The organism is Pseudomonas corrugata (assembly GCF_050920615.1).
GTDB classification, from domain to species: domain Bacteria; phylum Pseudomonadota; class Gammaproteobacteria; order Pseudomonadales; family Pseudomonadaceae; genus Aquipseudomonas; species Aquipseudomonas corrugata.
Genome location: NZ_CP130434.1, coordinates 1,911,509 through 1,926,097, shown reverse-complemented (window position 1 = coordinate 1,926,097; position 14,589 = coordinate 1,911,509). Strand labels below are relative to the sequence as shown.

Annotated in this window: 13 protein-coding genes; 6 read left to right on the top strand and 7 right to left on the bottom strand. The window is 58.3% G+C overall.

The genetic code is table 11. The features are described from left to right. Window positions 1-39: 39 nt before the first annotated feature. The gene (locus tag QZH45_RS08780; RefSeq protein WP_237140472.1) at window positions 40-2,556 is read right to left on the bottom strand and encodes a glycoside hydrolase; all 2,517 of its coding nucleotides are present in this window, start codon (window positions 2,554-2,556) and stop codon (window positions 40-42) included. 199 nt (window positions 2,557-2,755) lie between these two features. Between QZH45_RS08780 and QZH45_RS08775 the strand changes: the two genes are divergently transcribed. Beyond that, a complete protein-coding gene (locus QZH45_RS08775; protein ID WP_024781016.1) occupies window positions 2,756-3,031 on the top strand; it encodes a hypothetical protein in 276 nt (91 codons plus the stop codon). A gap of 236 nt (window positions 3,032-3,267) precedes the next feature. On the opposite strand, the gene QZH45_RS08770 is transcribed toward QZH45_RS08775, so the two are convergent. Continuing rightward, the gene (locus tag QZH45_RS08770) at window positions 3,268-4,614 is read right to left on the bottom strand and encodes a DEAD/DEAH box helicase (RefSeq protein WP_024781017.1); all 1,347 of its coding nucleotides are present in this window, start codon (window positions 4,612-4,614) and stop codon (window positions 3,268-3,270) included. Between the two features lie 192 nt (window positions 4,615-4,806). Here QZH45_RS08770 and QZH45_RS08765 point away from each other — a divergent pair, with 192 nt between their 5' ends. Next, complete coding sequence (locus tag QZH45_RS08765) at window positions 4,807-6,105, top strand: mechanosensitive ion channel family protein (RefSeq protein ID WP_024781018.1); 1,299 nt, start codon at window positions 4,807-4,809, stop codon at window positions 6,103-6,105. 259 nt (window positions 6,106-6,364) lie between these two features. Here QZH45_RS08765 and QZH45_RS08760 read toward each other — a convergent pair whose 3' ends face one another. Continuing rightward, on the bottom strand, window positions 6,365-7,009 hold the full coding sequence (locus QZH45_RS08760; RefSeq protein WP_024780444.1) for a hydrolase: 645 nt from the start codon (window positions 7,007-7,009) through the stop codon (window positions 6,365-6,367). A gap of 157 nt (window positions 7,010-7,166) precedes the next feature. Between QZH45_RS08760 and QZH45_RS08755 the strand changes: the two genes are divergently transcribed. Next, window positions 7,167-8,084, top strand: a complete 918-nt coding sequence (locus QZH45_RS08755; RefSeq protein ID WP_055136222.1) for a LysR family transcriptional regulator — start codon at window positions 7,167-7,169, stop codon at window positions 8,082-8,084. Here QZH45_RS08755 and QZH45_RS08750 read toward each other — a convergent pair. The 4 genes from QZH45_RS08750 to QZH45_RS08735 all read right to left on the bottom strand — a co-directional run bounded on the left by QZH45_RS08750 (window position 8,047) and on the right by QZH45_RS08735 (window position 12,168). Next, the gene (locus QZH45_RS08750; RefSeq protein ID WP_055136221.1) at window positions 8,047-8,910 is read right to left on the bottom strand and encodes a carboxylate/amino acid/amine transporter; all 864 of its coding nucleotides are present in this window, start codon (window positions 8,908-8,910) and stop codon (window positions 8,047-8,049) included. The two genes, QZH45_RS08755 and QZH45_RS08750, sit on opposite strands and share 38 nt — an antisense overlap. 130 nt (window positions 8,911-9,040) lie before the next feature. Further along, entirely contained in the window at window positions 9,041-10,906 is a 1,866-nt protein-coding gene (locus tag QZH45_RS08745; RefSeq protein ID WP_055136220.1) for an ATP-binding protein, read from the bottom strand. A gap of 207 nt (window positions 10,907-11,113) precedes the next feature. Beyond that, the gene (locus QZH45_RS08740) at window positions 11,114-11,713 is read right to left on the bottom strand and encodes an FMN-dependent NADH-azoreductase (RefSeq protein WP_024780440.1); all 600 of its coding nucleotides are present in this window, start codon (window positions 11,711-11,713) and stop codon (window positions 11,114-11,116) included. A 140-nt stretch (window positions 11,714-11,853) separates the two neighbouring features. Continuing rightward, window positions 11,854-12,168 carry a hypothetical protein gene (locus tag QZH45_RS08735; RefSeq protein ID WP_055136219.1) on the bottom strand — a complete coding sequence of 105 codons (315 nt, stop codon included), beginning with the start codon at window positions 12,166-12,168 and terminating at the stop codon, window positions 11,854-11,856. A 50-nt stretch (window positions 12,169-12,218) separates the two neighbouring features. Between QZH45_RS08735 and QZH45_RS08730 the strand changes: the two genes are divergently transcribed. Genes QZH45_RS08730 through QZH45_RS08720 form a run of 3 tightly spaced genes read left to right on the top strand, consistent with a single transcriptional unit; the run spans window position 12,219 to window position 14,518 of the window. Continuing rightward, window positions 12,219-13,142: a LysR family transcriptional regulator gene (locus tag QZH45_RS08730; protein ID WP_053192940.1), complete on the top strand. Its 924-nt coding sequence runs from the start codon at window positions 12,219-12,221 to the stop codon at window positions 13,140-13,142. A gap of 13 nt (window positions 13,143-13,155) precedes the next feature. Continuing rightward, on the top strand, window positions 13,156-13,959 hold the full coding sequence (locus QZH45_RS08725) for an alpha/beta fold hydrolase (protein WP_024780437.1): 804 nt from the start codon (window positions 13,156-13,158) through the stop codon (window positions 13,957-13,959). A 4-nt stretch (window positions 13,960-13,963) separates the two neighbouring features. Next, window positions 13,964-14,518: a peptidylprolyl isomerase gene (locus QZH45_RS08720; RefSeq protein ID WP_053192941.1), complete on the top strand. Its 555-nt coding sequence runs from the start codon at window positions 13,964-13,966 to the stop codon at window positions 14,516-14,518. The last annotated feature ends 71 nt before the right edge of the window (window positions 14,519-14,589 follow it).

The window sequence follows — 14,589 nt, the reverse complement described above, 5'->3', positions numbered from 1 at the left end:
TCAGCAGGCGGGGTTATCCGTGCTTGCGCGCTTCACCGCTCAAGGTGTTTGTCTGCTACTTGCCTCCTTCTCAATAGCCTCCCTATTCCGGGGACCGAAAGAGTATTTCAGGGCTCGTTCCTTCATCGTGCGCGGGTCCGGCAAGCCTACGGTCTCCGGGTTCGCAAAGCCGGTTTGTTTATTACCGAGCGTAGGATTGATGGCATCGAACAGAAAACTGAAACCTTGTTTCAGCGAACTCTGGGCAATGCCGTGACACCCCATGCAGCCACCCATGGTCAGGCTTTGAGTACTGTGAGCGTAATCCGGCACATTGATGTTCGCGTGGTTGCGCGCATTGGTCAGGGTGTTGTCATTCGGAATCGGGAATACATTGCTTCCACGAAACAGCTGAATCCCCGGCTGGCTACTTTCGACCATGATATTGGCCAGGTAGTAATCCGGATCGGTTTGAGTGCTCGACGGGATGGCTTGCACGCCTTTAAGGCGATAGTGCTTCCAGACCGAATTATCGAACTCACTGCTGCCGTCCATGAGCTGTTTGACCCTGTTGTTCACCGCTTCAACCTCGGAATAAATGGTCGGCGGTTGCACCACTCGGATCGGGCCGGCCTGCCCCTCGGGAATCCCGTTACTGTTGGAGTAGACCGGCGGAATCAGATTTGCCATGGCGACGAGCCCCGCCTTAGGCAAAGGGACCGTATGGGTTTTGTTGCCGTCGGAGAAGGTGGCGGTCGGGGGATTGTCTGCAGGATCGAGACCGGGGTAGGCAATCGTGTTGTAGTTGGCGATGTAATAGAGTCCGCTCGGCGACTTGCCATCGGACAAGGTCAGGGCATCCTCGTGCTCGAACGTTGCGAATATGAAAGTCGGATAGTTGGGCGTCTTGTGGATGATATGCAGGGCGACCAGCGCGTAGTCTTCATTGTGCGCCACCGGCGCATCATCTTTACCCTGATAGGTCACCACCGTCGCCGTATGGTAGCGCGCGCGATTCTTTACCGGAATGTCTGCCAGCTTGCGCCATGCTGCCTTGACCTCCACCGCACCGTCGGGCAGCACGATATGGTCTGGAAGACTGCTCAGGGTTCTCGCGTATTCGTAAACGACAGGGTTGGCCTTGGCCTCGAACAGGATCTGACTGTCGTTCGAAGGGGCATAGTCGCTTCCTGTCTTCGCCGCATTCGGCGGGTTGACCGGGAAAAATATCGCGTTCTGCCCTATCTGGGTCGCCTCGTCCAGATTGTTGTAATGGGCATAGGTAGCGCCTGCCGCCAAGGGTGCTCCGGTGGGGAACTGGATGTAGCTGTATTGAGGCTCGGAACCAAACGGGCGCATAGGACCGCCTGCGGAGTTTTTTTGCTCTTTTGCCCCCGGAAACAGCTCGGTACGGTGAGCAAAGGTTTGCCACAACAAGGGGTTGGGAGATTGTGAAGCCTTGCCCGAATCGGCAAAGCTGCTGTCGGGATTGCCGACGCCACGGTTAGCCGGCAACGGGGTCTTGGCCGTATTGTTCAGGGCGAAAAAGCTCCGCCAGGCGAAGGTTGCATAGTCGGTATGGCTGAGCCCCGTCGCCAGGTCCGCAGGCAGCTGCGGGTTGTCCGTCGTCAGATCGCCTGTGGTAATGGCATAGGAAACACCCAGTCCCGGCGCGCCCGTCAAATCCCCGAACGTTTTGGAAAAATAGGGACTCCAGTTGACCCCGTCGGTTGAAGCGAACGTATTAGTGCCACTGCTGATGAAAATTCGGTTGCCAATCATTGTTGCGCGGCTCAACAGAAGCTCATTGGCTATACCCGACAGCGTTTGCTCATCACCCCAATGAGCACTGCGGTCGTAGGCACGCACGGCCAAATGGCCAATATCATAAGAGTAGTAGAGCAACAGTTCACCGTTATAAACCACCGGCACTATGCTCAGGATCCTGTAAGCATTCTCCTTGAACCCGAGATTTGGCTGGCTCCACTGAAGACCGTCGTCCGAGGTTACGTAGTAAACAGTGCTATCGTCCTCTTCGCAGTAGAAAACAAACAATTGTCCGTTGTACACCACAGGACTGTTATAGGCCGCATCACTGGAGGCCGTGACAGGACTGACGCTGGACCAGCTCATGCCATCTTCGGAACTGATGCTGTTTATTTGAGCCTGGCCGGTAAAGGTCAGTATCAGCTTTTGCTTGAACACCGTTACTGAAACATTACCCAGGATGTTGGCGACGGGGATGGGCTGTGGAGGAGACCAATTATTTCCCTCCACCGAAGTGGAAAAATAGATATGAGCGGTATCATTATCGCTGACCCAGAACATATACAGCTTGCCTTTGAACGATTGCACTGCGGGTGTAAACAACCCAACCGAAGTGGCTGGCACACTGCTGGTTACAGACGGTTTTCCATTGATGGCATCAGGACTATCGAATACATCCACTTCAATCCCCACACCTCGTTGCGGAGTAGCAATGATCACGCTTTCCGCATAAGTCGATGAGACCGCGAACACGCTGCACAGGCACAACATCAGTCGGCTGAATACCGCTCTAAGGGTCATAGCTTTCATTCCTTTGAATAATCCTGGTCAAGAAGCGGCCCAGCATTGCAGGCGCAACGCCATCGGTCGTTTTTCCATGGTAGTCGACTGTTTAATATCGGCCAGGGCCATTCCGAAAAGAAGTCACCAGGACGGCGGTCAATGAACTTTCCACCCGACATCGGCCTCAACCCATTACCTGCCCAACAAGGAATACGAGACCCACATCATGAAAATCCTTCTGACATTCACCCTCGCCGCCACGCTCACCTGCGCCCTGCCCGCTTGGGCCACTTGCAGCCCGGAAGAAGCCACCGCCAAGCGTGAACAGCTCGCTCAGGAAGTGAGCAAGCTCACCCAACAGAACCCGGCCAAGGCCAAGGAAATGAATGATGAGCTGCAGGCCATGGATCTGGAAACCGCCAGCAAGGAGGTGCCGGACAAGTGCCAGTTGATTGATAAGCGCCTGGAGGAATTGAAGGATGCGGGGAAGAAGGCAGGTTGATTGCTTGGCGAATACGCATAAAAAAACCGGACCCAAGGTTCTAATGCCGATCAGTTAAGCCACAAACCTGTGGGAGCAAAGCTTGCTCGCGATTGCGGTAAGTCAGTCAGCAACAACGTTGACTGATCTGTCGCTATCGCGAGCAAGCTTTGCTCCCACAGGGGTTGTGCCATTTGATCCTTAACTGACTGGCATTAACCCAAGGTCCGGTTCTTTTATACAGCCTTACGGCCGATTCACTCAGCCGCAGGCACCTGCGGCTTGCGACGCTTGAGCGGGGCCATGCCGTCCTTGCTGACCAGCGCCGGGGCGTCGGCCTTCGGACGGTTGGCGGTCTTGCGCTTGGTCGGGGCCTTGGCGGCGGTCTTCTTCTTGTCGCCCTTGGCGTCGACCTTTTTCTTCTTCGCGCCAACGGCCTTGCCCGAGGCCTTGACCTTTTTCGGTCCGCCGTAGGTGCCTTTGACTTCCTTGATGGTGCGGCGCTCGAAGCTCTGCTTGAGGTAGCGCTCGATACTCGACATCAGGTTCCAGTCGCCATGGCAGATCAGCGAGATCGCCAGGCCGTCATTGCCGGCGCGCCCGGTACGGCCAATGCGGTGCACGTACTCGTCACCACTACGGGGCATGTCGAAGTTGATGACCAGGTCCAGGCCTTCCACGTCCAGGCCGCGCGCGGCGACGTCGGTGGCCACGAGGATCTTCACACCGCCCTGCTTGAGGCGATCGATCGCCAGCTTGCGGTCCTTCTGGTCCTTCTCGCCGTGCAGCACGAACGCCTTGTATTCCTGTGCCACCAGGCGGCCGTAGATGCGGTCGGCCATGGCCCGGGTGTTGGTGAACACGATGGCTTTTTCGTAGGTTTCGTTGGCCAGCAACCAGTTCACAATCTGTTCTTTGTGGACGTTGTGGTCAGCCGTGATGATCTGCTGACGAGTCGTGGAGTTCAGTTGGCTGACCGCATTGAGCTGCAAGTGCTCCGGGTTGTTCAGCACCTTGGCAACCATCTCCCGCAGGCCCGAGCCGCCGGTGGTGGCGGAGAACAGCATGGTCTGCTGGCGGTTGGCGCACTCGTCTACCAGGCGCTGCACATCTTCGGCAAAGCCCATGTCGAGCATGCGGTCGGCTTCGTCCAGCACCAGCACTTCGACTTCCTTCAGATCGAGGTTGCCGGCGTTCAGTTGTTCGATCATCCGCCCCGGCGTACCGATCAGGATGTCCGGCACCTTGCGCAGCATGGCAGCCTGGACCTTGAAGTCTTCGCCACCAGTGATCAGGCCGGACTTGATGAAGGTGAACTGCGAGAAGCGCTCCACTTCCTTCAAGGTCTGCTGGGCCAGTTCGCGGGTCGGCAACAGGATAAGAGTCTTGATGCTGACACGGACCTTGGCCGGGCCGATCAGGCGGTTGAGGATCGGCAACACGAACGCGGCGGTCTTGCCGCTGCCGGTCTGCGCCGTCACCCGCAGGTCACGCCCCTGGAGCGCGAGCGGAATGGCCGCTGCCTGCACTGGCGTTGGCTCGACAAATTTAAGCTCGGCCACGGCTTTGAGCAGGCGTTCGTGCAGGGCGAATTCGGAAAACACGGGTGCTACCTCGAAGAAATGCAAAAAAACAGCTGCATAGGGTAACGGTTTCAGGCGCGAAGGCCGAGTTTCTTTATGCAAACGGCGACAATCAGTGGCTTTTTTCACGCCCGAGCCGCCATCAACGGTCACTTCGACAGGCTTAAATGCTCTAATCCCCCGTCGCATTTCAATAGAAGACCCGTTTCGCCCATGGACATCAAACAGCTCTGGCTCAATATCCAAGACCTCTGGGGCGCCCTCGACCAGCACCCGCTCCTGCATTCCGGCCTCGCCCTGGTGTTGCTGCTGACCATTGCCCTGGTGCTCGGACGCGTGGCGCGGTACCTGATTCTGCACGGCGCCAAGTTGCTCGGTCGCCAGCCGGCCCTGCATTGGGTCAGCGACCTGCGCCACAACAAGGTCTTCCATCGCCTGGCGCAGATGACCCCCTCGCTGCTCATCCAGTTCGGTCTGCCCCTGGTGCCCGGGCTCAGCAAAACCAGCCTGGTGTTCCTCGGCAATGTCGCGACGGCCTTCACCGTCCTGTTCATGATGCTGACTCTCAGCGCCCTGCTCAATGCCCTGCTGGATCTCTACGCCCGCACCGAACATGCTCGGACCCGCTCGATCAAAGGCTATGTGCAACTGACGAAAATGGTGCTGTATGTGTTTGGCGCGATCATCATCGTCGCCACCCTGATCGATCGTTCGCCGTTGTTGCTGTTATCGGGCCTGGGTGCGATGTCGGCGGTGATCCTGTTGGTGTACAAGGACACCCTGCTGTCGTTCGTCGCCAGCGTGCAACTGACCAGCAACGACATGTTGCGAGTCGGCGACTGGATCGAAATGCCCCAGGTCGGCGCCGACGGTGATGTGGTGGACATCACCCTGCACACAGTCAAGGTGCAGAATTTCGACAAGACCATCGTCTCGATCCCGACCTGGCGGCTGATGTCCGAATCGTTCAAGAACTGGCGCGGCATGCAGCAATCCGGTGGACGACGGATCAAGCGCAGCCTGTTCATCGACGCCAGCGGCGTGCGTTTCCTGCACGATGAGGAAGAACAGCGCCTGACCCAGGTGCACCTGCTGACCGATTACATCAGCCGCAAACAGGCCGAGCTCAAGGCCTGGAACGAAGCCCAGGGCAATGTTGCGGCGATGTCGGCCAACCGTCGCCGGATGACCAACCTGGGCACCTTTCGGGCCTATGCCCTGGCTTACTTGAAGAGCCACCCCGAAATCCAGCCGAACATGACCTGCATGGTCCGCCAGATGCAGACCACGGCCCAGGGCATCCCGCTGGAAATCTACTGCTTTACCCGCACCACCGCATGGGCCGACTACGAACGCATCCAAGGGGATATTTTCGACTATCTGCTGGCGGTGATGCCGGAGTTCGGCTTGAACCTGTACCAACAGCCCAGCGGCATGGATTTGCGTTCGGGGTTGCTGCCGGCGGTGCTGGGGGCGAGTCATGTGCCGGAGGGGCAGAAGCAGGTGATCTGAATTCACCACCGATCCTTGTGGGAGCCTAGCTTGCTCGCGATGGCGGTGGGTCAGTCACATCTCTTTTGAATGTGCCGCCGTCATCGCGAGCAAGCTCGGCTCCCACAGGTCATGTGTCATAGCCAAAAGTCATGGACACCATAAACCCATGTGGGAGCGAGCCTGCTCGCGATTGGCAATCCCCGGCGACATTGATGTCGTCTGACTGATTGCTATCGCGAGCAGGCTCGCTCCCACAGGGGTTGTAGCTGTTGTCTAGTTACTTGACCTGACGCTGCGCAGCCTTGTGCACCATGGTGTAGGCGTAGTCCACGCCCATGCCATAAGCGCCGCTGTGTTCCAGCACCAGCTCCATCACCGCCTCGTAAGTCTCTTTGTGTGCCCAGTCACGCTGGTATTCCAGCAGCACTTGTTGCCAGGTCACCGGCACCGCACCGGCCTGAATCATCCGCTGTACCGACATGTCGTGCGCCTCTTTGCTGGTGCCGCCCGAGGCGTCGGTGACGATGTAGACCTCGTAGCCTTCAGCCAGTGCTTCCAGTGCCGGGAAGGTCAGGCAGACCTCGGTCCACAGCGCCGCGATGATCAGTTTCTTGCGGCCGGTGGCTTTCACCGCGTCGACCAGCGCCTTGTCTTCCCAGGAGTTCATCGAAGTACGCTCGATAGGCTTCTGATCCGGGTGGACTGCCAACAACTCAGGCCAGATGTAGCCGCTGAAGCTTTCGGTTTCGACCGAGGTGTAGATCGTCGGTACGTTGAAGATCTTCGCTGCCTTGGCCAGGCCGACGGTGTTGTTCTTCAAGGTCTGACGGTCGATCGACTGTACGCCGAAGGCCATTTGTGGCTGGTGGTCGATCAGGATCAGGGCGGAGTTGGTTGGATTCAGCAGTTCGCGGATAGACATGGTGTGTTCCTTTTTAATGTCGAGATTTCAATCGGTTAGGGTTTGTCGACGTTCGCTTCAGCGGTGATGTCGTCGGCATGGGTGTACTTTAGGGGCTGGCCATAAAAGGGACAATTACCTAAAATCGAGAATCATTGATTCTAAAAAAGGAACAATCATGGATCGCATCGAATGCATGCGCGCGTTCGTCGTCACTGTGGGCGAGAACGGCTTCGCGGCAGCCGCCCGGGCCATGGATGTGCCGAGGTCGAAGGTCAGCAAGCAGATTCAAGCGCTGGAAGAATCCATCGGCGTGCAATTGCTGCAACGCACCACGCGCAGCCTGCATCTCACCGAAGCAGGCGCTGAGTATTTCGATGCGGCCCGAGAGGTTCTGGCTGCACTGGATGAGGCCGAACAGCGGGCACGGGACGGGATCGGTGAATTACGCGGGGTGTTGCGGGTCAACGCGCCGATGTCGTTCGGCCTGCGACGGCTGGGCAAGCTGATTCCGCTGTTCCATGAGCGGCATCCGAACATCGAACTGCAAGTGGTACTCAGCGACCAGCAGGTCGATCCGGTGCGCGGCGGTTTCGACGTGACCATTCGCATCGCCAGCATGCCCGACTCGACCATGATCGCCCGGCAACTGGCGCCGGCGCCGCGCATCATGGTTGCCGCCCCGGCCTATCTAAGCCGTGCGGGCGTCCCGCAGACGCCCCAGGACCTGCGCACCCACCAGTGCCTCAACTACGGCTACCTGCAAAGTGGCGTGAGCCTGCAATTGAGCAATGGCAAGGAGACGCAACGGGTCAATGTCACCGGCCCCTTGCACGTCAACAACGGCGACTTGCTGGCGCAGGCCGCCGAGGCCGGCATGGGCATTGCGCTGTTGCCCGATTTCATTGTGGAAGACGCTCTGGCGGCCGGGCGGCTGGTGCCGGTGCTGTGCGAATGGCAAGCGCCGGCGATCAGCATCAACGCGGTGTATTCGTCAGCCCGGCGCCTGCCACAGAAAACCCGGGCCTTCATCGACTTCCTGGTCGAACAACTGGCGACTAGACAGGCTGCGGCTTGCGCAGGCTCAACCGACTGATCCACACCGCAAGCAGAATGACACCGCCGCCCAGGAACAACCGGCCCAATGCCTCGTGCTGGTTCCAGATCAGCAGGTTCAACAACAGCCCTACAGGCACGTGCAGATTGTTCATCACCGCCAAGGTTCCGCCCTGGACCAGGCAGGCGCCCTTGTTCCACCAGTACAGCCCCAGTGCCGTGGAGACTAGGCCGAGGAACAGCAGTACGCCCCATTGCAGTGGTGCTTCGGGCCAGAAATCCGCCTTGCCGAACAGCAGGAAAGCCGGCAACGCCACCGCCAGCGCACCGAGGTAGAAGTAGCCGAAACGCCGGTAGTGCGGCAGGGCGCTCGGGTGACGGGCCACCAGGTGCTTGTACAGCACCTGCCCGGCCGCATAGGTGAAGTTGGCCAGTTGCAGCAGAAGAAAGCCCATGAAGAAATCCGGATTGATCCGGTCATAGCGAATCACCGCCGCGCCGGCCACGGCCACCAGCGCAGCCACCAGTGCCCAGGGATTGAAACGGCGGTTCAGCGCGTCTTCGATCAAGGTCACATGCAGCGGCGTGAGGATGGTGAAAAGCAGCACCTCGGGCACCGTCAGCACCCGGAAGCTCAGGTACAGGCAAACGTAGGTCACGCCGAACTGCAAGGCACCGATCAACAGCATCCCGCGCATGAACGACGCTTCAACCTGGCGCCAGCGGGTCAAGGGAATGAATACCAGCCCGGCCAGCAGCACTCGGACCAGCACCGCGAAATAACTGTCCACGTGCCCGGCCAGGTATTCACCGATCAGGCTGAAGGAAAAAGCCTGGATCAACGTCACAAAAAGTAGATAGCCCATACGCCAATGCCTGCCAGTTAAGAAAAAATAGAAGCTATACACAGCTCTTGTGGCGAGGGGATTCATCCCCTCGTCACAGAGTTCTGCGACACTGACTGTTCAGGTGATGGCGTTTATCCCCAGGTCCACTTCAAGAGGAAACTTCATCTTCCGGCGTACGGACCTGGCGTTGCTGGCGATCGTTGGCTGCACGCTGAAGCACCCTAGTCATGGCCTGGAAATTCGCCGGTTTGGCAAGAATGTCGTCGGCACCGGCCGCCTTGAAACGTTCGACCTCATGGGTAAAGACACTCGCGGTAAAGGCAACCATGTAACAAGCACTGCCCTGGGGCAGCGTACGGATCTTGCGGATCGCTTCCACCCCATCCATACCAGGCATGTTGATGTCCATGAGAATGACCTCGGGCCTCGAAATCGCACAACGCCTGACCGCCTCCAGGCCATCGGGTGCAAGATCCGGGGCATACCCTAGCGCTTCCAGCATCCCCATGGCCACTTTCTGGTTCACCGGATGGTTCTCCACCAGCAGGATATCGAGCGGGTAACGCTTGGCAAAAGATGAGTCGAAACCCACAGCCACCTGGTCCTCGCCCAAGGGGATTTCCGAGCCTCGGAATGGCTCCAGGGGGAGCGAGAAGGAGAACGTAGAACCGATACCCGCTTGGCTGGTAAAAGATAAAGTCCCCTGCTGGGCTTCGACCAGTTTCTTGCAGATTGAAAGACCGAGGCCACTCCCACTGAAACGTTGACTGGCCTGTCCTTTCAGCTGAACGAAGGGCTCGAACAGACTGTCTTGCCGCTCTTCGGGGATGCCTATGCCGGTATCGTGTATGGAAACGTCGAGTCGGGCACCAGCGTCGTGTTGGCTCGTCGTGACCACGAGCGATACTTTTCCGGTTTCGGTGAACTTGACCGCGTTGCCCAGCAGATTGACCAGTATCTGGCGCAGGCAATCGAGATCGGTTTTAACCCAACGGGGTACGCTTGCGGAAACCTGAGTCTCAATGACGATCGGCTTGTCCTTGATGTTTTGCTGGATGATTTCAACGCTGGATGAAACCAGCGTTCGCACTTCAAATACACGAGGCTTCAACTCAAGTCTGCCCGCTTCGATTTTTGCAAGATCGAGAACGTTGTCGATCAGCGACAACAAGCTTCGTCCACTGGTATGAATCGTCTTCAGAAGGTTGTTCTGCTCGACGGTCAGGGGCGAACGTGCCAGCAGTTCGGTTGCGCCGATGACCCCGTACATGGGGGTACGGATTTCATGACTCATGGTGGCTAAAAATCTGGTTTTTGAACGGTCTGCTTCCTCGGCGGCATTTTTTGCCTCGTTCAATATCCGTTCGTTCGTTTGCAACTGCTGGAGATGACCGCGAGTGCGGAAGAGACTGAATGCGAGAAAAACCAGAATGGCAAGAATGATATGGTGCAGCGAATCCTGATTGAGTTGGTGGTAGTAGTCCGCCAGCGTCATCTCCGCCCCCGCCACATAAATCGTACCGTCCTTCGACTTCATTGGAACGAAGACGGCGCGAAAGTCCCCCCAATGATCCGAGTAGTCGATCCAGGTAGGCTCGCTGCGCTCAAAGCTGTCGAGTAGCGCCTGGCTGGCATCGGGATAAGGATCGAAGAATCGCACGAAGTTCTTCTCCTCGATTTCCTTCTTCGATGCGCTGGAACTGATCAGATACGCCTTTCCATCACGCTTGATCACGCTGTAGACAAAGGCAGTGCCCATTGACTCGTTGAAACTGGAAAGCCGCTGAATGGCGTCCCAGTCCTGCGCCGGCGATTTGGACTGTTTGTCGATCAGGTTGTCATGATAGCCGTCACCGAGGATGGCCGAAGCACCCAGCGCGGCATGCAGCAGCTTGCTGTTGATGTTGTCAGTCAGGATTCCCTGAGTCTCAACATAGAGGTAATAGATGTAGCCACTGACCCCTACGATGTAGACCAACAGCAATGCCCATGTTTTCCGCCTGAGTTTAAACATCTTCACAGCCTCCATACTGTGCGCCCAGCATAGAGTGAAGAGCGGTCAAAAACCATTTTCCAAAAAAAAGCCCGATCTCGCCAATGCGTTCAATCGGGCTATGGCACTCAGGAGCAATAAGTGCAAAGGGAGGTTTGATGCGCGAAACGGCTTGAAGGGAATCGCCAAGCCACTAGACCACTCAACGATTACCCGAGGATTAACAAGTCAGGCGACCTGGGACAGTTTGGCGTTGGCCTGATTCAAGCCCTTCTCCTGGAAGTCACCGCCCAGGTTCATGCCTTCGGCATGGATGAAGGTCACGTCGTGGATCCCGATGAAACCCATGACCTGGCGCAGGTAGGGTTCCTGGTGATCGGAGCTGCCACCGGCGTGGATGCCGCCGCGGGCGGTCAGCACGAAAGCACGTTTGCCAGTCAGCAGGCCTTGAGGTCCGGTGGGGGTGTACTTGAAGGTCACGCCGGCACGCAGCACGTGGTCGAGCCAGGCTTTCAAGGTACTGGGGATGGCGAAGTTGTACATCGGCGCGGCCATCACCAGTACATCGGCGGCCAACAGCTCATCGGTCAGTTGGTTGGAGCGCTCCAGCGAGGCGTTCTCGATGTCGTTGCGCTGCTCGGCGGGCTTCATCCAGCCACCCAACAGGTTGGCGTCCAGATGAGGCACGGCATTGACGGCGAGGTCGCGGACATTAATTTCATCGGCCGGGTGAGCGGCTTTCCACTGCTTGATGAAGGTCTGGGTCAGTTGACGGGAAACCGAGTCTTGCTGGCGGGCACTGCTTTCAATGATCAGAACGCGGGACATGGGATGTAGGCTCCATCTGAATGAGTTGTCAGTCGATGGAGCAGAGACTAATAGGGACTATATCGATGAAAAAGCGCAAATATTTGCTGCAAAGCATCGATAAATTCGTTTATAAGCTGAACCAGCGTCCCAGTTTCGGATTACTTTGGCTTACAGGTCAGTTCGATGCGCAGCTTGATGATGTTGCGGTTGAACTTGGCGGTGGCGTTCTTGAACTTGCCGGCGGCCACCTCGACCTTGCGGGTACGAGGGGCTTCCGGACCATTGCGAAACACCACGGTGCAGGCCGCGTCGGTGCTGCCGTAGTTGTTGACCTGGATAGAGCCGATGTCGGCATCAGTGTCGTAGGCGGTGTAGTCGATCTTCAGACCGTCGAGGTGTTTTTCCACGTCGATCGGGTACGCGAACGCAGTCAGCGGCAACATGGCCAGCACTGCACAACAGATTTTCTTCATTCGGTTGTCTCCACCAAGGGACCGCCAGCTTAGGACAAGAGGAGCTCAATATGAAAGCGCCCCGCGTGACCCTTGATCAATGGCGAACGTTGCAGGCCGTGGTGGACCACGGCGGTTTCGCCCAGGCCGCCGACGTGCTGCACCGCTCCCAATCGTCGGTGAGCTATACCGTGGCCCGCATGCAGGATCAGCTCGGCGTGCCCTTGCTGCGTATCGATGGACGCAAAGCGGTGCTGACCGAAGCCGGTGGCGTGCTGTTGCGGCGCTCCCGGCAACTGGTGAAACAGGCCAGCCAACTGGAAGACCTGGCCCATCACATGGAACAAGGCTGGGAAGCGGAAGTACGGCTGGTGGTCGACGCCGCCTACCCCAGTGCCCGCCTCGTCCGAGCCCTGGCGGCGTTCATGCCGCAGAGCCGCGGCTGCCGGGTGCGCCTGCGTGAAGAAGTGCTGTCGGGCGTGGAAGAGGTGCTGCTCGAAGGCGTCGCTGACCTGGCCATCGTTGGCTTCAGCATCCCCGGCTACCTCGGGGCGGAGCTGAGCGACGTGGAGTTCGTCGCGGTGGCCCATCCCGAACACGCGTTGCATCGACTCAATCGTGAGCTGACGTTCCAGGACCTGGAAAGCCAGTTGCAAGTGGTGATCCGTGATTCCGGTCGCCAGCAACCCCGGGACGTCGGCTGGCTCGGTGCCGAGCAACGCTGGACCGTCGGCAGCCTTGCCACCGCCGCGACCTTCGTCAGCAGCGGCCTGGGCTTTGCCTGGCTGCCCCGGCACATGATCGAGCGGGAACTGCGGGAAGGCACGCTCAAGCGGCTACCCTTGGACCAGGGGGGCAGCCGCAACCCGAGTTTCTACCTGTATTCGAACAAGGAAAAACCCCTGGGCCCGGCCACGCAGATCCTCATCGAACTGCTGCGCACCTTCGATACCGCGCCGCTGGATGCGCCGTTCGCCGCCCCTGAACAAGCCTGACAAGGAGTTCGCCATGGCCTATTTCGCACACGAAGACTGCAATCTGCACTACGAGGAATACGGCCACGGCGCCCCCCTGCTGCTGGTCCATGGGCTGGGCTCCAGCACCCTGGATTGGGAAAAACAGATCCCGGTGTTATCCGCCCATTACCGCCTGATCGTGGTGGATGTGCGCGGCCATGGACGCTCCGATAAACCCCGCGGTCCCTACAGCATTGAAGGTTTCAGCGCCGACCTGATTGCCCTGATCGAACACCTGCGCCTGGGCCCGGTGCACCTGGTGGGCTGGTCCATGGGTGGCATGATCGCCTTTCAGTTGGCCGTGGATGAGCCCGGGCGGGTCAAGAGCCTGTGCATCGTCAACAGCGCGCCGCAAGTTAAGGTCCGCACCCTGGACGACTGCTGGCAGTGGTTCAAGCGCTGGAGCCTGATGCGTATCCTCAGCCTGGAGACCATCGGCAAGGCTCTGGGGGCCAAGCTGTTTCCCAAACCCGATCAGGCGGATTTACGCTTTGAAATGGCCCGGCGCTGGGCAAAAAACGACAAACATGCTTATCTCGCCAGCTTCGATGCCGTCGTGGGCTGGGGTGTCCAGGAACGACTTTCGCAGGTGGCCTGTCCAACCCTCGTCATCTGCGCCGACCATGACTACACCCCGGTGGCACTGAAAGAAGCCTATGTAAAACTGCTGCCCGATGCACGGCTGGTGGTCTTCACCGATTCAAGGCACGCTACTCCGCTGGACCAACCCGAACGCTTCAACCAAACCCTGCTCGACTTTTTGATCGCAATCGATTCCACCACCCAGGATCAATGAACCCATGCTGAAAAAGATCGCCCTCGCCGCCGGCTCCATCCTGTTTGCCGCCAACCTGATGGCCGCACCCGCACCACACGTGTTGCTGGACACCACCAACGGCCAGATCGAAATCGAACTGGACCCGGTCAAGGCGCCCATCAGTACCAAGAACTTCCTCGAGTACGTGGACAGCGGCTTCTACAACAACACGATTTTCCACCGTGTGATCCCGGGCTTCATGGCCCAGGGCGGTGGCTTCACCCAGCAGATGCAACAAAAAGACACCAAGGCGCCGATCAAGAACGAAGCCAGCAATGGCCTGCATAACGTTCGCGGCACCTTGTCGATGGCCCGCACTTCCGATCCGAACTCGGCCACCAGCCAGTTCTTCATCAACGTGGCGGACAACGCGTTCCTCGACCCAGGCCGTGACGCCGGTTATGCCGTGTTCGCCAAAGTGGTCAAGGGCATGGACGTCGTGGACATCATCGTCAACTCCCAGACCACCACCAAGCAAGGCATGCAAAACGTGCCGATCGACCCTGTGATCATCAAGTCGGCCAAGCGCATCGACTGACTGAAGGTACAGGGCAAGCCTGAGCGGCGACGGCGATCCCGCGCCGCTCACAGCAAACAAGGAGCGCCCTG